Origin of the sequence: Streptomyces sp. NPDC003456, from assembly GCF_042878735.1 — a bacterium.
In the GTDB taxonomy this organism is placed as follows: domain Bacteria; phylum Actinomycetota; class Actinomycetes; order Streptomycetales; family Streptomycetaceae; genus Streptomyces.
Genome location: NZ_JBIAOK010000002.1, coordinates 1,173,177 through 1,192,382, shown reverse-complemented (window position 1 = coordinate 1,192,382; position 19,206 = coordinate 1,173,177). Strand labels below are relative to the sequence as shown.

15 protein-coding genes and 2 pseudogenes are annotated in these 19,206 nt (G+C 69.1%); 9 read left to right on the top strand and 8 right to left on the bottom strand.

Annotated elements, in window-relative coordinates; translation table 11 throughout:
* Window positions 1-36: 36 nt before the first annotated feature.
* The 3 genes and pseudogenes from ACFYWG_RS10790 to ACFYWG_RS10780 all read left to right on the top strand — a co-directional run.
* Window positions 37-353 (top strand): annotated as a pseudogene (locus ACFYWG_RS10790) (transposase family protein); the annotation flags it as partial.
* A gap of 139 nt (window positions 354-492) precedes the next feature.
* Window positions 493-1,836, top strand: a complete 1,344-nt coding sequence (locus ACFYWG_RS10785; RefSeq protein ID WP_389200629.1) for an ISL3 family transposase — start codon at window positions 493-495, stop codon at window positions 1,834-1,836.
* Between the two features lie 29 nt (window positions 1,837-1,865).
* A complete protein-coding gene (locus tag ACFYWG_RS10780; protein WP_383506998.1) occupies window positions 1,866-2,453 on the top strand; it encodes an SMI1/KNR4 family protein in 588 nt (195 codons plus the stop codon).
* A gap of 111 nt (window positions 2,454-2,564) precedes the next feature.
* On the opposite strand, the gene ACFYWG_RS10775 is transcribed toward ACFYWG_RS10780, so the two are convergent.
* A complete protein-coding gene (locus ACFYWG_RS10775) occupies window positions 2,565-3,659 on the bottom strand; it encodes a hypothetical protein (protein WP_385418389.1) in 1,095 nt (364 codons plus the stop codon).
* A 173-nt stretch (window positions 3,660-3,832) separates the two neighbouring features.
* On the bottom strand, window positions 3,833-5,734 hold the full coding sequence (locus ACFYWG_RS10770; RefSeq protein ID WP_389200626.1) for an alkyl/aryl-sulfatase: 1,902 nt from the start codon (window positions 5,732-5,734) through the stop codon (window positions 3,833-3,835).
* A gap of 354 nt (window positions 5,735-6,088) precedes the next feature.
* On the opposite strand from ACFYWG_RS10770, the gene ACFYWG_RS10765 reads away from it, so the two are divergent.
* Complete coding sequence (locus ACFYWG_RS10765) at window positions 6,089-7,435, top strand: hypothetical protein (protein WP_389200624.1); 1,347 nt, start codon at window positions 6,089-6,091, stop codon at window positions 7,433-7,435.
* A 297-nt stretch (window positions 7,436-7,732) separates the two neighbouring features.
* Here ACFYWG_RS10765 and ACFYWG_RS10760 read toward each other — a convergent pair.
* From ACFYWG_RS10760 to ACFYWG_RS10750, 3 genes and pseudogenes are all read right to left on the bottom strand, one after another.
* Window positions 7,733-7,999, bottom strand: a pseudogene (locus ACFYWG_RS10760) (NAD(P)-binding protein); the annotation flags it as partial.
* 184 nt (window positions 8,000-8,183) lie between these two features.
* Complete coding sequence (gene arsB / locus ACFYWG_RS10755; RefSeq protein WP_389200622.1) at window positions 8,184-9,293, bottom strand: ACR3 family arsenite efflux transporter; 1,110 nt, start codon at window positions 9,291-9,293, stop codon at window positions 8,184-8,186.
* Complete coding sequence (locus tag ACFYWG_RS10750; protein ID WP_383506980.1) at window positions 9,290-9,598, bottom strand: ArsR/SmtB family transcription factor; 309 nt, start codon at window positions 9,596-9,598, stop codon at window positions 9,290-9,292. The genes arsB and ACFYWG_RS10750 overlap by 4 nt, the downstream gene beginning before the upstream one ends.
* Before the next feature lie 200 nt (window positions 9,599-9,798).
* Here ACFYWG_RS10750 and ACFYWG_RS10745 point away from each other — a divergent pair, with 200 nt between their 5' ends.
* Together ACFYWG_RS10745 and ACFYWG_RS10740 are read left to right on the top strand one after the other, a co-directional pair.
* Window positions 9,799-10,218: an arsenate reductase ArsC gene (locus ACFYWG_RS10745; RefSeq protein ID WP_389200619.1), complete on the top strand. Its 420-nt coding sequence runs from the start codon at window positions 9,799-9,801 to the stop codon at window positions 10,216-10,218.
* 264 nt (window positions 10,219-10,482) lie between these two features.
* Window positions 10,483-10,773 (top strand): hypothetical protein, encoded by a 291-nt coding sequence (locus ACFYWG_RS10740; protein WP_385418378.1) that lies wholly within the window; start codon window positions 10,483-10,485, stop codon window positions 10,771-10,773.
* Between the two features lie 135 nt (window positions 10,774-10,908).
* Here ACFYWG_RS10740 and ACFYWG_RS10735 read toward each other — a convergent pair whose 3' ends face one another.
* Window positions 10,909-12,741, bottom strand: a complete 1,833-nt coding sequence (locus ACFYWG_RS10735; RefSeq protein ID WP_389200617.1) for an FG-GAP-like repeat-containing protein — start codon at window positions 12,739-12,741, stop codon at window positions 10,909-10,911.
* Window positions 12,742-12,838: 97 nt separating this feature from the next.
* A complete protein-coding gene (locus ACFYWG_RS10730) occupies window positions 12,839-13,558 on the bottom strand; it encodes a hypothetical protein (RefSeq protein ID WP_389200616.1) in 720 nt (239 codons plus the stop codon).
* Window positions 13,559-13,968: 410 nt separating this feature from the next.
* Between ACFYWG_RS10730 and ACFYWG_RS10725 the strand changes: the two genes are divergently transcribed.
* Window positions 13,969-15,063 (top strand): hypothetical protein, encoded by a 1,095-nt coding sequence (locus ACFYWG_RS10725; RefSeq protein WP_385418372.1) that lies wholly within the window; start codon window positions 13,969-13,971, stop codon window positions 15,061-15,063.
* A 45-nt stretch (window positions 15,064-15,108) separates the two neighbouring features.
* Window positions 15,109-15,615 (top strand): hypothetical protein, encoded by a 507-nt coding sequence (locus tag ACFYWG_RS10720; RefSeq protein WP_383507038.1) that lies wholly within the window; start codon window positions 15,109-15,111, stop codon window positions 15,613-15,615.
* A 66-nt stretch (window positions 15,616-15,681) separates the two neighbouring features.
* Here the strand turns inward: ACFYWG_RS10720 and ACFYWG_RS10715 are convergent, their stop codons facing one another.
* Window positions 15,682-17,205, bottom strand: coding sequence for an RICIN domain-containing protein (locus tag ACFYWG_RS10715; RefSeq protein WP_389200614.1), 1,524 nt, complete (start codon window positions 17,203-17,205; stop codon window positions 15,682-15,684).
* Between the two features lie 469 nt (window positions 17,206-17,674).
* Between ACFYWG_RS10715 and ACFYWG_RS10710 the strand changes: the two genes are divergently transcribed.
* Complete coding sequence (locus ACFYWG_RS10710; RefSeq protein WP_389200613.1) at window positions 17,675-19,069, top strand: alpha/beta hydrolase family protein; 1,395 nt, start codon at window positions 17,675-17,677, stop codon at window positions 19,067-19,069.
* The last annotated feature ends 137 nt before the right edge of the window (window positions 19,070-19,206 follow it).

Here is a 19,206-nt window from a genome sequence, read left to right as displayed (position 1 = left end):
GGTCGGTCGCCAGTCCCTCTGTGAAACGATCTTGGTGTGGCTGGTGTGATCACGGCGTGGGAGCTGTCCTGGACAGGCCTCGTTTGCAGGGCTGAGCTCTCGCGCCTTCGGCTGGCGACGGTTCTGCGGCACGAGGGCGCGGACGCGGTCGGCAAGGGCCGACCCTGGAGCCTTCCACCGGAGGACCGAGCACTGCTGGTCGCGGCGTCCCGGCGCACGAACCTCACGATGCGCCAGCTCGCTCCGCTGTTCGGGGTGTCCAAGTAGACGCCGACGCCCGACTGATCGTCGTGCTCGGCCGACTGCTCGCCGGGAATCGCAACGACTGCAAGGCATGGGAGGAATCCGGCGCTGGCTGCGTTAATGAGAACGGGTTCTGGCTCAACTTCTGTGACGCGGCACGCTGAGTGACGGCTGAGCTTCTCCGGGCAATAGGTGAAGTCGCCCGAAATCGAGCCGTGCTCAAGGTGGTTGGGATGACAGTTCGGGGTCGTGGAAGAGATCGTGCTCCGGGTTGAAGGAGCTGTTGTTCCCGTCGATCGCGGACTTTGCGGTGCTGTCGGTGGACGTGAGCATCGCGATAGTGCGGGTCGACGCGGAATGCACTGCGAACAGTGCCGCTACCGCTTGCCCTGCGTGCGGGGCACCGTCCTACGCCTGGTCGACGCCCTTCCCGAGCCGGAAGTGCCCGCCCCGCGTGTGGTCGGCGTTGACGAGTACGCCACCCGCAAGGGTCGCTACTACGGCACCGTTCTCATCGACGTCGAAACCCGCCGCCCTGTCGACCTGCTGCCCGAGCGGGAGGCATTGAGCCTGGCGGCATGGCTCGCCGATCGGCCCGGCGTCGAGGTCGTGTGCAGGGATCGGGCGCCGTTCTTCGCCGAGGGCACCACCGCCGGTGCACCGCAGGCGGTGCAGGTCGCGGACCGGTGGCATCTCTGGCACAACCTCAGCGAGGCCACCGAGCGGAGCGTCGCCCAGCACCGTCGCTGCCTCCGCGCTCTGGTCCCCACGGTCCCCGAACCCGGACCCGGACCCGGACCCGGACCCAAGGCTGTTCTGGCCGCGGACTCGTCCGGTTCTCCTTGGCCGCGCGGGCAGCGATTCGCCGACCGGACCCGGGCCCGGCATGCCGCCGTCCACGCACTGCTGACGGCGGGACACAGCCGACGCTCGGTCCAGCCGCAGCTCGGGATGACCTACCGCAGTCAAGCAGTTCGCCAGCGCGGTCAGTGGCAGAACCGGCCCTCCGTCCTCGACGACTACAAGCCCTGTCTGGACGACCGCTGGAGCGAGGGCTGCACCAACGCCTGGAGGCTGTGGGAGGAGATCGTGCCACTCGGCTACAAGGGCAGCTACCAGCGCGTTCGCGCCTACCTGCACGACAAGCGCACCTCACCGCAGCCGGTGACCGCCCGGCCGCTCTCGCCCCGGACCGTCGCCGGATGGATCCTCTGCCGTCCGGACACCCTTACCGAGACCGAGCAACTCCAGCTCAAGGCTGTCCGGACGCACTGCTCCGAACTCGAAGCCCTCACCAGGCACGTCCGCTCCTTCGCGACCATGCTCGCCGAGCGCCAGGGCGAGCGCCTGCCCGACTGGCTCGACGCCGTCCGGCAGGACGACCTGCCTAGCCTCCCCACCCTCGCCGCGGGCATCGACCGTGACCGCGACGCCGTCATCGCTGGCCTCACTCTGCCGTGGAGTTCTGGCGTCGTCGAAGGGCACGTAAAACCGGATCAAGATGCTCAAACGCCAGATGTTCGGCCGGGCCGGCTTCCAGCTGCTGAGGAAGCGAGTCCTGCTCGCAGGATGGGCTCTGGTGCCGTGCGGTAGATTGCGGGCGACACGAGAGAAGAGCTTGCATGGACTCCCGCATCCCGCGGTTGCGACGCAAGCTGGCACGCATCCCCTACGCGCCCAACCGAAGCCACTCCTTTGGAGAGGAGCGGCACGAATTTCGTCTCGGCCCCCGCCTCACCAACGGTCAGGCAGATTCCTTTCAGGCCGAGCATGACGTGGAACTCCCGCAGCCCTATCGAGACTTCCTCACCAACATGGGCGGCAGTGGTGCGTCTCCGTACTACGGACTGATCCCGTTGGAGGACTGCACGCTCTACACGATGGACTCCAGAGACGCCAGCACGGTCTCAAGGGGATTCAGCCGGGCCTACCGCCCCACCCGCCGTGGTGACCTGTTCCTGCACGTCATCGAACGCGGCTGCAGCGATCTCGTCCTCATAGGCATAACCGGCCCTCTCACCGGGCGCATGCTCATCGGCAACGCAGACGGCTTCTGGGGCCCGAACGTCTCCTCAGCCCCGGACTTTCTCACCTGGTATGAACGGTGGCTCGACCACATGGCTGCGGGACAGGACAACCGGGCTCTGGAGCTCACCTCACCCCAGCTCCGGGCGCATCCGATTCGGCAGCGGCTCGCTCACGCGCCGTGACCACTCCACAGAACCTGAGCCAGAACCCGAGAACGGACAGCAGATGTTCACTACTTGGGGAGGCACCGCTGTCCGGCGCTGTTCAATCGGTGGTGGAGCACCTGTGCTGCGCTAGAGGAGGCCGGTGCGCATGTGCTCCGTGAGGTTGTCGTGGATCTCGCGTATCCATGGGGTGCGGACGGCCGGCAGCCGGGCCAGGGTTTGTTGGAAGACTCCCCAGTCGATCTGGAACACGTCATGGACGCTTGGCGTGGGCGGGTCGTCGCGAAGGACGCCGTTGGGTAGTGGACCCGATGACGGGTCGGGGAGTTGCGGCTCAGGGAGGACCAGCCGGAGCCACACCCCGAACGGCAACGGGACCAAGCGCGCCGGGGTGGCCGGGGTCCATGCCCTCCCGGTCTGCGGGTGGGACGGCACGAGGAGGATGTCGGCGCCGTCGTGGGCCGGTTGTCCTGGTCCAGCCAGGACGGCGCGCCGCCTCGGCCCGCCGGCGGGCAGCAGGGTGTCGAGGGCGCGTTGAAACATCTTGGCGGTCAGGCCGTCCGGCACGGCTACCGCCCGGCCGTCGGAGGCCATCAGGAAGTGGGCGAGCGCCTGCCCGGCTGCCGCCACCCACTGTGGGCTCCAGTGCCATCGGTCGCTCGCCCGGAACGGCTCTCCCCATGGGGCGATCGGCTCGGACGGGGGCACGCCACCCCCCTCCGCGAGCAGGTCCGCCCAGGACAGCGGTCCGGCACCGGCGCCTTCGACGGAAATGCGGCGCACGGCGTTCGGGGCGAGCCACACGGCCTGCCAGAGCGAGCAGTCATCGATCCTGCTCGCCACGGGAAGACCGCACGCCGTGCAGGCCATGTTGGGGCCGTCACCCCCGTCGAAGCCGCAGCAGGCGCCACCGCGCTTCTCCGGGATCAGCACGGCGCCACGGGTGTCGCCCGGTGCGATGACAACCGCGCCGGACATGCCGTCGGACAGGGCGTGGACCGGCGCGTAGATGCCGCGGGCAGCCGCGTCGTCCGGATCGATTTCCTCCCACCTTCGCCACGGCGGCCCCCAGGGCTCCGATTCCACGGCGAACGTCCCCGATTCCATGAGCACCGGGAGCTGAAGCCCGTTACCGTACTTCTGGCGAGCGTGGGCAGGCAGGGCGACCTGGGACAACGGGGCGGTCAGCTCGGAGCCACACCGGACACACACGAAAACGAACAAACGTCCTCCGCTCGGGAAACAGGGACATCGTCGCAGCTCCGCGGCGGACCAGCCAATGTGTTTTCAATTCGCTGTGGGGCCGAAGCGCAGCCACGACGCCGTGATGGGGCGTGTCCGGAGGCGTCCGAGCGGGAGCTCGACATGCCGTGGGCACCTTTGTGCTGAGGCGGGCCCTACGGAGTGACGATGGTGAAGTCGGGGTCCGGCTCGCTGAGGTGGCCGAGGAGCGCCGTGAGGGTGGCCGCGTCCCCCTTGACCTCGATAGCGCGGCTCGCCGCCAGGTGCGCGAGGGGTACGGCACCGAGCAGGAGGGCGCGCAGGTCGGACTCGGCAAGTGTGATCTCGACGTCCGGTTCGACCGCCGCGGCTCGACGGCCGATGACGTGCGTGAGCACGCCGTTACGCAGGCGCAGCGTGACAGGGTCGCCGTCCGTCAGGACCCAGCGCACGGTGATGTCCGCGTCCCAGCTGCGCGGCCCGTCGACCCGGATGGCCAGGGCGTCGAAAATCTGTTCCAGGTTAAGCGCCGCGACCAGGTCGGGCGAGGTCGTCGCCGTCGGGGTGCCGACGGAGCCGTGGCGCAGTTCCAGGGCGCCCATGAGGTAGAAGTTGCGCCAGGTGCCGTTCTCGCTGCCGTAGCCGAGCTGTTCGAGCGCGTCAGCCTGCAGGGAGCGAGCCTCGGCGTTGTCCGGCTCGGCGAACACCACGTGATGGACGACTTGGGCGACCCAGCGGAAGTCTCCTTCGGCGTACGACTCCCGCGCCCGGCGCAGGACTTCCTCTGCCCCGCCCATGAAGTCGACGTACCGGCGGGCGGATTCCACTGGCGGATGCTCCCACAGGTGCGCCGGGTTTCCGTCGAACCAGCCAAGATACCGCTGGTAGACGGCCTTGACATTGTGGTTGACGGAGCCGTAGTAGCCATGGGTGTGCCACGCCTTCTCCAGCGCCGGCGGCATGGTGATGCGCTCGGCGATCTCCAGTGGTGTGAGGCCCTGGTTGAGCAGGCGCACCGTCTGGTCGTGGAGGTAGGCGTACAGGTCGCGCTGCTCGGACAGCAGGGCGATGACTCGCTCCCGTCCCCACACCGGCCAGTGATGGGAGGCGAAGGCGACGTCGGTGCTGTCCCCGAACAGGTCGATCGCCTCGGTGAGGTAGCGGGCCCACACACGCGGGTCACGCACCTGAGCGCCCCTGAGGGTCAGCAGGTTGTGCAGGTTGTGCGTGGCGTTCTCCGCCATGCACAGCGCCGCATGGTCGGGAAAGTGCAAGTTCAGCTCGGCCGGTGCCTCGGTACCGGGGGTCAGCTGGAAGACCATCCGGATGCCGTCGACCGTCTTCGTCTGGCCCGTGCGGCTGATGTCCACGGTCGGCGGGATCAAGCCGACCACACCGGTGGAGACGGTCTGGCCAAGTCCGGCACCGATCTGGCCGCGCTCGCCCTTGGGCAGGGCCGCGCCGTACATGAAGGCGGCACGGCGGGCCATGGCCGTACCGGCGTACACGTTCTCGCTGACGGCATGTTCCATGAAGCCCTGCGGGGCGAAGATCGGCAGGCCTCCCGCGGCGTCCTCGTCGGTCACCACTCCGCGTACACCGCCGAAATGGTCGGCGTGGCTGTGCGTGTACAGCACCCCCGTCACGGGCCGATCCCCGCGGTGGCTCCGGTACAGCGCGAGGCCCGCGGCGGCCGTCTCTGCGCACAGCAGCGGGTCGATGACGAAGACGCCGCGCTCGCCCTCGACGAGCGTCATGTTCGACAGATCGAAACCGCGCACTTGGTAGATGCCCTCGGTCACCTCGAACAGACCGTGGTCGGAGCAGAGCCGACTCTGCCTCCACAGACTGGGATTGGCCGTGTCCGGGCAGTCCTGGGACAGGAAGCCGTAGGCGTCGAGGTCCCACACCGTGCGCCCCTCGGCGTCGCCGACGACGCTTTCCTGCGCCGTACCCATGAAGCCCCGCCGCGCGTCGGCGAAGTCCTGGTCGTCATCGAAGGGAAACCGTTGCCGCACCGCTCGATTGGCCTGAACGATCCCCGGCTCGGCGGGCTTGGCTTCGGTGTTCGGTGGCATGTCGATCTCCTCGCTGGCCACGCCGGAGGCCCGAGGGGTGGCAGTCCTCTGGCAATGACACCTTCACTCGCTTTCTCGAACGCCACCACCCGGTGCACGCCATTCAGAGGACAGGCCGCCCTGCGCCCGTGGCATGCAGCGCAAGCCCGCCGCACCCCTCCCTTCCCCCATCGGTAGATCCCTTCCGATCGAACCGACATGGCGATCCCTCTTCCCTCTGCGAGAGACACCTCTCCCGGCACACCTCGCCCGTCAGACCTCGCCTCTGGCAGGAAGCCGTGGTCAGCTGGCTCAGGGCGCTTCTCGCGGATCACGACTCACGTGGATGTCAGTGGGGCCGGTGAGAATAGCGAGATGATCCACGCCATACCCGTGCCGCTGCCGTCCGCGCTCGTCGAGCACCACGCGATCGACCTGGAACGCAAGTACACCGACGGCTGGGGCGTGAGGGTCGACGACGTCGCCACCGCGCCCACCGGCGGGCTCTACGCCCTCTACGGGGTGAGCCGGTACACCTACGGCGTGGCTGATGACGAAGCCGATCCGGCGAAGGCGAACTTCGGCTACGCCTTGCTGACCAGGTACGCCTCCGACGGCACTGTCCTCGCCACCGCGGTCTCGGGGCAGAGCGATGACGTGCGCCAGGACACCACGTTCGGCGGCCCAACGACCGGGCTGGGCGAGGACCTGCAGTGGGCCAGGAACCTGTGCGTGCTGCCCGGCGGGACACTCGCCGCCACCGGCCCAGGTGACCAGACGCATCTGGTCACCGCGGATCTCACGGCGGTGACCGCGCGCCACTACATGCCGCAGACAAGCTACGACGACGGCCCGCGCAACCCCTTCGCCTCCTGGATCAGCACGACCCCGGCCGGCCGCCTGCTGTGCACGACCGGCGAGTTCGGGCTCTACAACTACGCCAACCTGCTCCACAACATCGTGTCGATCACCGACCAGCCCCTCACCCCCACCTCGAAGCCCACGCTGCGGGCGCTGGCGTCCCTGGAGGCGGAGCCTGTCAAGCACACCGAAGCCGACGTGCGGCCGGACGTGCTGCTCAACGGCGAGCCGGTCGGCATGGACCACCGGCCGCGGCCCTCGCTGACCGAGCGCCTCACCCAGCTCGAACCGACCGCACGGCAGCTGGACTGGCACGACGCCCGGCTCGGCCGGCCCGCAGTGGTACGGGAGGACCTGTTCGTCGTCCCGATCTTCGGACACATCTACCGAGGCGGCAGCCGCGGCCAGCGGTTCGCCTTCGTCCTCATCAACGACACAGGCGAGTTCGTCGGCCGGCTCGGCGGGATGGACCTGCACCGCGACTCCCCCTTCACCGGCCACTGCTTCGAAATCGCCGCCGACCCCGTCCGGGAACGGATCTACCACCTCAACCGGTACGGACTGTTCGCCTGGACCGCCACCGGCGTACGGGCCCAGCGCCTGGACCTGGAGGACAAGCGGTACAAGCTGCTCAAGCACTTCACGCTCATGGACTGCACCCCCGCCGGTGAGCTGATCCTCGTGCACCGCACCCAGCACCTGCTGCTCCGCATCCCCTGCCCCGCCTCCCTCGGCGACCTCGGCCAGGCGGTGGAGGACGCCCTGCGCTCCTACGCCAAGGAACGCACCGTCCTCAAACGGCGGCGGCAACCTGTCAACTGGCACTGGACCGACAGCGCTGCTCCCCTCCACCGCCTCTGATCTGCGGGTCTCCTTCTCTGCCGTGCTCGGGGCTCGGGCGGGTGGCCGTCGCGGGCCTTCGCCGGCCCCCGGGCCCCCGCTGGCCCCGGCACCGTCCGGCGCGGACAGCGCTCCCGTGGCGACCTCGACACCCTTGCCTGACCCGCAACGCGCTGCGGCCGGCCAACCGGCTCATTCCCGACGACACACGACCTCACGTGACAGGCCACTCCGGAAGTCCTGCTCCGAGACTCACTGCATGAGGACGCCACCACCGCGGCGGACAGGTTCGTCGCGGCGGCCTCCCGGCACTTCGCCGGTCTCGACCCGCAGCTGCGGCCCGTCGCGGAGTACACCCTCTTCGCCGGGCCGGGAGGGCATGAGGCGGCCGGGCAGGGAGGAGCAGGCAGCCGGGGAGAACAGGTGCAGGGAGTCCCAGGCGTGCTGCCAGGCGCCGCCCGGCGTGGACGCCGCGTCGAGGATGACGAAGTCCACGCCCAGGCGGCGCAGGTGGTAACCGGCGGCGAGACCCGACTGGCCGCCGCCGACGATCACCTCCTGCGTGTGCTGAGGACGGCCGCTCATCACGGGACCCGGAGGGTGCTCGCGGGCCGTGGACACCGCGCCGCCCGGGCCCGATGAGCGGTGGCTCTGGTGGTGCGCGGCAGCCGCAGCACCGCCCGCTCGGTGACACCGACCGGGCGGCGGCTCTAAAGCGGCTCAAGAACCGCCCGGAGACTTCGCAGCCGAAGGCGCTCCGGGCGGTGCATCAGCCCTCCTGGGCGGCCGGGGTCAGCTGCCGGTCGGCGGTGAACTTCCGCCGCCAGGCGAGCGAGACGTAGACGAGCGCTACGAGGACCGGAACCTCGATCAGCGGGCCGACCACACCGGACAGGGCCTGGCCGGAGGTGACACCGAAGGTGGCGATGGCGACGGCGATGGCCAGCTCGAAGTTGTTGCCGGCGGCGGTGAAGGCGAGGGTGGCGGTGCGGTCGTAGGCCAGGCCGACGGCCTTGCCGAGCGCGAAGGTGCCGAACCACATCACCGCGAAGTACACCAGCAGCGGCAGCGCGATCCGGGCCACGTCCAGGGGCTGCGAGGTGATCGTCCTGCCCTGCAGGGCGAAGAGGACGACGATCGTGAACAGCAGCCCGTACAGCGCCCACGGGCCGATCCTCGGCAGGAACTTCGCCTCGTAGTCGGCACGGCCGAGCTTCTTCTCACCCAGGCGGCGGGTCAGGAATCCGGCCAGCAGCGGGATGCCGAGGAAGATGACGACGTTCGCCGCGATCTTCCCCATGGAGATGTCCAGTTGCTCGCCGTCGCCCAGGCCGAGCCAGCCGGGCAGCAGGTCGAGGTAGAACCAGCCCAGCAGCCCGAACGCCAGGACCTGGAAGACCGAGTTCAGCGCCACCAGGACGGCAGCGGCTTCGCGGTCACCGCAGGCGAGGTCGTTCCAGATGATGACCATGGCGATGCAGCGGGCCAGACCGACGACGATCAGGCCGGTGCGGTACTCGGGCAGGTCCGGCAGGAAGATCCAGGCCAGGGCGAACATCACCGCGGGTCCGATGATCCAGTTGACGGCCAAGGACGAGATCATCAGCTTGCGGTCGCCGGTGACGGCGTCGAGCCTGTCGTAGCGGACCTTGGCCAGGACCGGGTACATCATGATCAGCAGGCCGAGGGCGATCGGCAGGGAGATGCCGCCGATCTCCACCCTCGCCAGGGCGTCGTTCAGTCCGGGGATGAGCCGGCCCAGCCCGAGGCCGACGGCCATCGCGGCGAGGATCCACACGGCCAGGTAGCGGTCGAGCGTGGAGAGCTTGGCGACGACGGACGCTTCCTGCGTCGTCGCGGGCTCTTCGGTGCGGGTCACGGGCAGGCCCTCTTGTTGTCGGCGGCGGTACGGGCCTGTTCGGCCAGGTCGGCGAACTGCCCGGCGAGCTGGGCGATGACGTCGGGACGCAGCCTGTAGTACGTGAAGCGGCCGCACGGCTCGGTCTCGACGACCCCGGCCTCGCGCAGGACCTTCAGATGGTTGGAGAGGTTCGTCTGCTTGGCGCCCGTCTCCTCCACCAGGTGCGTGGTGCACAGCGTCTCGCGGGCGAGCAGGGTCACGATCCGGAGCCTGAGCGGGTCGGCCAGCACCCGGATCAGGTCAGTGTCGACTGACGTCATCATGGGCTGATACTGTCACATCACCCGGTGCTGATACCAGCCGGGGCTGACCTATGGCCCGTCGAAAGGGTCTGCCATGTCTGCCACTCCCGGCCGACCCCGCCGGTGCGCCGGTCGCAGGCGTCCGAGCCATCCGCGACGACATCGACCGCCGCATGAACTCCCACCGCACCCCTGCCACTCACCCAGCTAAGGAAGAACGCATGTCCTCCGCTCCGCTCGCCTCAGTCCTGTTCGTCTGCGTCCACAACGCCGGCCGCTCGCAGATGGCCGCCGGATTCCTCCACCACCTCGCGGGCGACCGTGTGGAGGTCCGCTCTGCCGGCTCCGTCCCCGGCGACCAGGTCAATCCCGCGGCCGTCGAGGCCATGGCCGAAGTGGGCGTCGACATCGCCGGCGCAAAGCCGAAGATCCTCACCACCGAGGCCGTCCAGGCGTCCGACTACGTCATCACGATGGGATGCGGCGACGCCTGCCCGATCTTCCCCGGCAAGAAGTACCTCGACTGGGCTCTGGAGGACCCCGCCGGCAAGGGAGTCGACGCCGTACGACCCATCCGCGACGAGATCAAGACCCGCATCGTGGCCCTGATCGCCGAGATCGACGGCCGGCAAGGGGCCTGACCTCCACGCAGGTGCCTCACCCCCCTTGCGGTGGCCCTGCGGCAGCGTGACGCCGAGGCCGGCGTGCTCCTTGCCGCCCGCCGCACACGGTCACGCGGTGGGCGGCGGGCATGCGCAGGCCCTCTCGTGGCGGCGTCCCGGAGACGTCCAAGCACGGCTTCGCACACCGGTCCGGCGGCAACGGCCCTGCTCGACGGTGCATGGCAGGGACCGTACTTGTGAAAGGGGCATCAGCAGCGATCCCGATCAGGCGGAAGCTTCGTTGTGCAGGACATGAACCGAACTTTCACCACCACCTGTCTCGCTCTGCTGGCTTCCGGTGTTGCCGCGGCACCGGCATCAGCGGGCGGTCTTCTGCCGATCGGCTCGCCGGCGTTCGGCACCTTCTGCGGCAACAAGGGCACCAGCCAGACCAGCGGAGCGACGTCCCACGCCACCGGCGCAGCCAGCGCAAACTTCGCCGGACTGCCCATCAGCAATCCCACCAACCAGTGCGGTGGAGCCGACGATCCCGCGCAATCTCTCCAACTGCTCCTCACGGAGCGGGGCTTCTGAGCCTGACCACCGCTGGCGCGGCCGGTGCTCATCGACCCCGCACCGGCCGCGCGGTGCATCAGAAACCGATGGTCTTCCTGGCACGCGATCGGCAGGCATGTCAGCGTCGCGACTCGGGATGACAGATGTGCGGCGTCACCGGGTCTCGAAGCGGCGGTGGAGGTTTCGGGCCACGTAGACGCCCGGGCCGCCGAACCCGACGATGTCGACCCGTCCGTCACCGGTGATGTCGGTGAGGAAGCGGGGGTGGCGGTCGACCCGCCAGCCGCCCGCGTCGTCGTGGTACCCGAAGCCGCGGCACACCAGTTGCGCCTGCTCGAAACGGCCGTCGCCGCGGTTGTGCGACACCCAGACTCCTTCGTCGCCGAAGCCGACGATGTCCGGGGTGCCGTCGCCGGTGACGTCGGCAAGCAGGCGCAGGTGTTTGTCGCCTGTCCACCCCTGGGCGAGTCCGAAGTCGTTCAGGACGAGTTGTGCCGGCTCGAACGTGCCGTCGCCCCGGCCGCGTGCGACGACGACGCCCTGCGGGCCGAATCCGACGAGGTCCGCCGCACCGCCGTCGGTGGTCCGGAGCACGAACCGGGGGTGCTGCCGGACCGAGCTCCACCCTTGGTCGGTCCCGAACTCGTCCAGCACGTACAAGGGTTCGGCGAACATGCCGTCCTCGCCCTGGAGCGAGATCCACACGCCGTCGTCGTGGCAGCCGACGAGGTCGGTGCGCCCGTCACCGGTGGTGTCGACAAGGAACCGCGGATGTCGGTCGACGAGCCAGCTACCCGCCTTCTCGCCGTGGCCGAACGCGCGGAGGACCGGGGTGTCTCCGACCGGGGCGAACGTGCCGTCCTCGTTCTGGAGCGAGATCCACACGCCGTCGTCGTGGCAGCCGACGAAGTCGGCGCGGCCGTCACCGGTGGTGTCGACGAGGAAGCGGGGGTGCTTGCCGGCGAGCCAGCCGCCGGCCTGCCGGCCGTGTCCGAATGCCTTGAGGACCAGCTTGCCGCCGGCGGGTGCGAAGGAGCCGCTCGTGTCCTGGGAGGACACCCGGACACCGTCGACGGCGAGCACGACGACATCGGGCTTGGGATCGTCCGGCTTCTGCAGTGAAGTCCACACGTCAGCGGGATGAGGGCCAGGTGCGGGCGGGTGCAGGACGCGCTCGTCGTCGTCGAAGGTCCCGTCGCCTCTGCCGGACGCGGTCACCGCGCCCTTCGCGGCTGTGATCGCGACGATGTCCACACGCCCTGTTCCTGTGGTGTCGGCGAGGAACCGCGCGCCGGGCCCGGCCCACCGGGTGGGTTGCCCGTGGGAGAGGTGATCCGTCCCGTCGTCCTTCCATCCGCCGGCCTCCTGGTCGCTGCCGAATCGTCTGAGGACCAACAGCACATCGCTGAAGGAGGGCGTGGCGTCGGGCGCCGGCCGCAGTGAGGCCGACCGGGTCAGCCGCCACGATCGGCGGCCGTTCCAGTGATCCAGGGGTGACCAGCGCAGCACCGGGTCACTGGTGCGCTCCGGCTCGGCCGGGACGAACCTCCAGCGCTGGGTCTCCGCCACGTCGTCGTACTCGCGCAGGACGACCCGGGTCTCTGCCGCACCCGCCTCGCCGAGGTCCAGGACAGCACCCTGCGTTGCTTCCTCGATGAAGTAGAGACCCGCTTCGCCGTCGACGGGGACGACCCGCCACTGCTGACTCCTCTTGCCGGCAGCAGCGTCCCCCTGACGTACTCCGCGGTCGGCGGTCGCCGGATTGTCGAGCACCTTGCCGCTCATCGCGTTGCGGATCACGTGGATCAGGTCGTCCTGCACAGTGCGCACAGGGGCGAGTTGCCACAGTTGCCGGCTCGGGTCGCCGTCGGGCAGTTCGCGGACGACGAGCGCTCCGTCCGCGCCCGGCACGGGCTTGGCCCAAAGAGCCGTCCCCGTGGCGGCGTTGACGATCTGGACCTTCAGGTCTTCCAGGGGCACGGGCATCGTGATGCCTCTTCCAGGCGAGGGGGGCGCCGAGGCAGGTCGGCGGCAGCCGGCCGGCCTCGGCTCGGGACGGGTGCGGCGCGGCGGTGGCCGCGCATCACGTGAAGACGTGGTGGTAGGGGACGTCCCACTCGTGGGGCAGCCGCGGGTAGAAGGTGTTGATGACGGTTCCGGTGAAGTCACCGCCCCAGTTACGGGTGACGCGCACCTCGCTGTCGGCGGTCACCGCGTGGTCCTTGAACCCGAGGATGGTGTCGGGGTGGGTGATCGGCACGAAGGTGATCCCACCCCAGGGCGTCACCGTGACGACCCAGAGCTGCGTGTCCTCGGGTGCGCCGTTCCTTCCGCGCCATTTGTCCCCCACTTTGTCGGGCAGGCCGACCTGGACGGTGTCGCACGTGCTCTTGGGGGCGTCCTGGTGGACGGTGATACGCCTGCGCTTCGGCTTCGGCACACCGTCATCGCCGCGTCCTTCGTCGGCGTCGCCCGCAGCGGCGGGCTTGGGCGAGACCTGGCCTGCGGCGCTCTCGACGAAGTACAGCGGTCGTTGCCCGAAGAAGCCGGCGGGGGTGATGTGCCAGAGGTGGCCCTTCGCCTCCTTGGTGGCTTCGTCGAGCGCGGTGGCCAGCTTGACGCCCTTGTCGTGGCTCTCCTCCTTCAGTTCCGCGGGGCGCAGATAGCCACCGTTGAAGGCGTGGACGAGCATGACCGGCCGGTTCTCGACCAGGGCCGCCACGATGGCGTTGTCGTAGCTGTTCACCGCGACCGGGCCGCCGACCACCAGGTTCGACATCGCCGTGCGTTCTTGGGTGTACATCTCGAGACCTCACCTCTTTCCGAAGGGGGAGAGCGACGGGTCGGACGTTCCTGGAAGTGCCCTGTCGCGATCTGCAGCCGCAAAATCGACTGAACGCGCGGAAAGGAGCAGCGGAAAGGAAGGGAACGACTGAAGCACAGAACCGGCCACAGCAACGAAAGAGCCTGTACCGAATCCGCTGTCCAGCATTGCTACCAGGTTGCATCCGATTGCCCGACAGCTTCCCAAAATACTGTCCACGCAAGCGAGTTGAGGACGCGGCAGGAGATTTATCACTCGATTGAGCGCATGGTCCGGTGACCCCTTTGTGGCGAATGAAGGAAGTGCTAGCTTCACACTTCGGGACCGCGCGGAGATTCTTGTTCAGATTGTCACCGGTGACATCCGGTCAGATGAGTCGAGGACGAGGAATGCCTTCCACTGCGTACAACTTGGTGCAGGCCAAGCGTCAGCCGCTGACGAAGAAGAACCTGCGGGAACTCAACATCCAGCAGACCTGGCAATCCATTCTGAACCACCCCAACCTGATCTACGTCGACGGCAACGGAGCGAAGCACAAGCCCATCGGGTTCTCCGTGAACAAGTCGAGCTTCGGCGCCTTTCCCGGCACCGCGTTCCAACTGGGCTGGCTCGCCTACATGAACCTCGGGGAGCCGCTGATCGAAGTGCGGGGCGACATCGGCCAGCCTCCGCCCGACACCTTCTCCTCGCGCACCTATGTCAACCGCAGCCAGTCCGAGATGACCTTCACCGACTCGGTCGACTTCACCGTCTCGAACGGAGTCTCCTGGTCGCTCCACGGAGACGCAAAGCTCACGTTCGGCGGGACCGTCGGCGCCTCGCTCCAGCTGCAGTTGCAGAACCAGCTCCGGTTGGACCTCCAGTCGCAGCTTCAGGCGTCGTGCCAGAACGGGACGGCGAACAAGAACGCGAACACGGTGACCAACAAGAACAGCAAGGACAGCGTCGGCGTCGACAACGCCAACACCACCGAGACGTCCGCGAGCAGCTCGGCGACGAACTCCGCGTCGAACGGGATGACCCATTCGGTGGGATTCACGACCACCGGCAGCGCGACCGGGAACGCGTCGCTCAACGCGCAGCTGGCACTCGGCATCGCGGCGACCGTGGGTGGGTCCCTCAACACCAGTTGGGCATCGAAATCGCAGATTTCCGGCAAGGTCCCGCCGAACTCGCGCGTGCAGACCCTCGTCACGCAGCGACGCAGCCGTAAGCAGTACAGCTATGAGATCCCGGTGACCTTCTCCGGACTGATCGCGGTGCAGTACGCCGTACCGGTGACCGTTCTGTCCCCTCCGCAGTCCGGCCTCTACCCGGGCCTCGATCAGGTCGTCGCCCGGGACATCGGCGACATCGACCTGACCCCCGGCGGCTTCCGCATGAAAGGACTGGCCGAGGTCGTGTCCGCTCTGGAGGTCCACCACACGATGCTCGAAGGCGAGAGTCTGGCCGTCAGCCCTCAGACGCTGTACAAGCAGCCCTGACGGCACCGAACCGCCACCACAACGACGACGATCGAGGTGACGACCATGGTGTTCGACAACATCTTCAACTCCGCCGGCACGGGCGCGGGATTGTTCTCCGTGACCACCGGCAGCGCAAAGCCCCGCTACGGCGAGGACGTCGATTTCGAGGACGCCGACGACGACGCGTACGACGACACCAGCACGAGCCTCTTCAGCAGCGCGATCCACGGCGCCTCCTCCCGGGCGAAGGTCGTGCAGGAGACGTCACCGGAAGCGCGGGCCGTCCTGGGTTTCCTCGGCTCCTTCATCCGGACCACCCAGGCCTCCGCCGAGGCACAGGCCCAGTACGCCGGCGATCCCGGGTCGGTGAGCCAGGCTGCGTCCAGCGGCATGAACAAGGCGAGCGCGACAGTGACCGATCACAGCGATCTGCAGAAGGACGAGGACTTGCAGAGCAGGCCGAGGCGAAGCGACCACGCCCAGCCGCCCAGGACCCCGCAGACACCGAAAGCGCCCGAGGCACCCACCGCCCCCAAGGCGACCGCGGAGCAGCCGTCCCGTTCCCAGTAGGAGCGACCCGGACCGCCTGACGGGCACGTGGAGGGCAGGGGCGAGGGCGCCCCTGCCCTTCACGCGTCATGCGGGAAGCAGTTGCCACTGCCGGCTCTGGTGGTCACCCTCCGATCCGTCCTGCGTGATCGCCACGCGGGCGTTGGTGTCGGCCCGCAGCAGCAGCCCACTGTTGCGGTTCGCGATCTCGAAGACCCGGGGAACGCCGTCCACCTCGCCCACCGGGATCAGACGCCACTGCTGGTGATGTGCTTCCGGGCCCTCGTAGCCGCGCTGCGCGATGACGGCCCCGGACCTCGCTTGTGCTCCGACGACCTCGAGAACCTTGCCGCTGCGTACGTTCTCGATGCGGTACAAGACATCGCCTTCGTGCCGGCCGGCCGCGACCACCCTCCACCGCTGATGGTCTCTGGGCACGGCGAGCAATTGGTGGACCTCCGCCCCGTCCCTGACGGACTCGCGCACGACCCCCATTCGCAACCGGCTGCGCACGTTGGCCCACGAGACCACCGTGCCCGAGTCGGGCAGCCCGGCCAGCCTCACCGACGCGACCCTCCGGACCCGGTTGTTGACGTGATCGGCGACGTAGAGGGTGTCGACGCAGTCCACAGCCAGGCCGTACGGGTGGTACAGCTGGGCCTTTCCGGCGGCGCCGCCGTCACCGCCGAAGCCCGCCGTTCCTGTGCCGGCCACCGTACTGATCCTTCCGTCCGCCGCGACCATGCGGACGCGGTGGTTGCCGTAGTCGGCGATGTAGAGGACGCCCGCGCTGTCCGCCACCACGCCCACCGGGCCGTTCAGCCGGGCCGAGGTGGCGGGACCGTCGTCCCCGCTGAAGCCCGCGGTGCCTGTGCCGGCCACGGTGCTGATCTCCCCGTCGGCCGTCACCTTGCGGATCCGGTGATTGGCATAGTCCGCGATGTAGAGGGCGCCCGTGTCGTCGATCGCCAGTGCGTGCGGGCGGTTGAGCTGCGCCGAAGCAGCCGGGCCGGCGTCGCCACCGGCGCCGACGGCCCCGGTGCCGGCGAATGTGCTGATGCGGCCGTCGGTCGTGATCCTGCGGACGCGGTTGGTGTGGTACTCGGAGATGTAGAGGGCGCCGCCACTGTCCACGGCCACCCCCATGGGTAGGTTCAACCGGGCGGCGACGGCCGGGCCGTCGTCCCCGCTGAAACCCGCGGCGCCGGTGCCGGCGACGGTACTGATCCGTCCGTCCGGGGTGACCTTCCGCACCCGGTGATTGTTGCCATCGGCGATGTAGACGGCGCCCGCACCGTCCACCGCTACCTCACGGGGCCAGTTCAACTGCGCTGCCGTGGCGGGGCCGTTGTCCCCGCTGAACCCCGCGACCCCGGTGCCCGCGACCGTGCTGATCCTCCCGTCGGTGGTGACCTTCCGGACGCGATGGTTGTTGAGGTCGGAGAAGTAGAGGGTTCCGGCGCTGTCCACCGCGACGCCGTACGGGCGATTCACCTGTGCCGACACGGCCGCCTCACCGTCCCCCTTGAACCCCGCGGCCCCGGTCCCCGCGACCGTACGGATCGGCGCACCGGCTTCCTCACCACCCGTGCTCGACTGGGCAGTACTCATCGTCCCTCCGTCCCTCGCACCCGCTCCGGACGGTCCTGGCCTACCGTCATACGGCTCCCCTGTCTCGAGATTCATCCTTTGGCACGCACCCGAAGGCGACCTGCGAAATTGATCCTCCCGGCGCCGAGGACTTCAGAAAATGGGAATGTGTGTGCAAAAGGGATTTCCGGACAAGGGGCGTCTAGACGCAACAACGTTTCCTCAGTGGGCGTGCACGTCCACCCCGCCTCGGGCCGGCACCGGGAAGCAGGCTGAGAGCAGGTCACCCACAGGGGTTCGCAGCGGTACGGCACGGGCAGCCCGGCACTCGGGGGGGTGTTTGCCGGAGTCGTCGAGATTGCTGATCATCGTGAACAGCGCGTCCTACGCACCCTGGGTTAGCCGAACGGGCCAGCCGCACGGGCCCGTTCGGAGCACCGGAGGGCGCGTCACGAATCCGCGCCGGGTGGAGCGTCGTAGCGTCCCCCGCATGACCGCAAGCACACCGCACCAGCCTGCTTCCCTCACCCGCCGCGCGGCCCTGACCGGGCTCGCCGCAGGGGCGGGCACGCTCGCCGTCGGGAGCGCCGCTCCTGGCGCGGCCGCCGCGCCCACCGCGCCTTCGGCGGCGCCCGATCCGACACCGGGAGCGATGCGGCTCTTCGCCGATCCCGGCTTCAACTTCGCGGGGTTGCTCGCGCTGGGGGCCGCGGGCATGCGCGCCTCCGAGGTCGGCGAGGTGCTGACCGCGGTCAACGCCATCAACGCGGCGGGGCTCTCCGAGCAGACCTACACCGACACCTTCCGGTCCTGGGGCGACCGGCTCTCCGCTCCCCCGGCCGTGGACCGGGACGGCCGCGGGACGCCGTCGCAGACCCGCCGTTTCCGCTCGCTGCGCGCGGCCCAGTACTACGCCCAGGCGCTGTTCTACGTCCTGGGCACCGACCAGCCCGGTGACGAGGAGGCGGTCTACGAGGCGGGACGCAGGGCCTGGGACACCTTCGCCCGGCTCTGCACGCCCGCTGCCGTCACCGCCCGGGTCCCGTGGGGCAGGACCCGGCTGCCGCTGTGGTTCTTCCGCCCGGACGGCCCCGTCGAGCGGCGCCCCACCGTCATCCTCACCAACGGCAGTGACGGGCAGAACGTGGACATGTGGACCTACGGCGTGTCCGCGGCCCTCGACCGCGGCTGGAACGCCCTCGTCTACGACGGCCCCGGACAGGGACAGTTGCTGTTCGTCGAGGAGATCCCTTTCACCACCCGCTGGGAGACGGTGGTCGCCCCGATCGTCGACTGGCTGCTGCGGCGCGAGGACGTGGACGGCCGGCGGATCGCCCTCACCGGCCTCAGCATGGGCGGCAACCTCGCCCCGCGGGCCGCCGCCTTCGAGCACCGGCTCGCCGCCTGTGTGGCCATGCCCGGATGCCTCAGCCCCTGGCTCGGCTTCGACGAGGCACTGCGTGACATCGTCACACCCGACAAGGAGGAGACCAACCGGATCTGGAACGAGGAGGTCGTCCCGGGGCTGTCCCCGCAGGAGGCCTTCATCGTCAAGAAGCGCTTCGAGATCTTCGACCGGAAGGCGCTGCGCCAGGCGCGCCGGGGCCAGGTCCTCACCGACCTCTGGACACCGGCGCAGGTGGCCATGGGCCTCGACATCACCGGGATCGTCGGCAGGATCAAGGTCCCGACGCTCGTCCTGGACTACGACTTCGAGCAGTTCTACCCGGGCCAGCCGCGGCAGATGTACGACCTGCTGCGCACGCGGCGCGACTACGTGAAACTGACGAAGGCCACCGGGGCCCAGTTGCACTGCTCCCCGATGGCGCCCCAGCAGCACTGCGACGTCGTCTTCGACTGGCTCGCGGACGTGCTCCGGCGCTGAGCGCCCGGGTGAGCGCCCCTCGGCATCGTCTCAGCCCGACCGGACGGCCTGCCGCGCCACGCTCCGGTCGGGCCCGGACCCGATCCGGGCGGCCGTGACCCCTTCGGGCCTGCCGGAGTGCGCAGCGCGCGTCGTCT

Coding starts and splice junctions, on each gene's coding strand:
- ACFYWG_RS10735 (WP_389200617.1), bottom strand. CDS start 12,741: ATGCCCGTGCCCCTGGAAGACCTGAAGGTCCAGATCGTCAACGCCGCC.
- ACFYWG_RS10765 (WP_389200624.1), top strand. CDS start 6,089: ATGATCCACGCCATACCCGTGCCGCTGCCGTCCGCGCTCGTCGAGCAC.
- ACFYWG_RS10710 (WP_389200613.1), top strand. CDS start 17,675: ATGACCGCAAGCACACCGCACCAGCCTGCTTCCCTCACCCGCCGCGCG.
- ACFYWG_RS10725 (WP_385418372.1), top strand. CDS start 13,969: ATGCCTTCCACTGCGTACAACTTGGTGCAGGCCAAGCGTCAGCCGCTG.
- ACFYWG_RS10750 (WP_383506980.1), bottom strand. CDS start 9,598: ATGATGACGTCAGTCGACACTGACCTGATCCGGGTGCTGGCCGACCCG.
- ACFYWG_RS10730 (WP_389200616.1), bottom strand. CDS start 13,558: ATGTACACCCAAGAACGCACGGCGATGTCGAACCTGGTGGTCGGCGGC.
- ACFYWG_RS10720 (WP_383507038.1), top strand. CDS start 15,109: ATGGTGTTCGACAACATCTTCAACTCCGCCGGCACGGGCGCGGGATTG.
- ACFYWG_RS10745 (WP_389200619.1), top strand. CDS start 9,799: ATGTCCTCCGCTCCGCTCGCCTCAGTCCTGTTCGTCTGCGTCCACAAC.
- ACFYWG_RS10780 (WP_383506998.1), top strand. CDS start 1,866: ATGGACTCCCGCATCCCGCGGTTGCGACGCAAGCTGGCACGCATCCCC.
- ACFYWG_RS10715 (WP_389200614.1), bottom strand. CDS start 17,205: ATGAGTACTGCCCAGTCGAGCACGGGTGGTGAGGAAGCCGGTGCGCCG.
- ACFYWG_RS10770 (WP_389200626.1), bottom strand. CDS start 5,734: ATGCCACCGAACACCGAAGCCAAGCCCGCCGAGCCGGGGATCGTTCAG.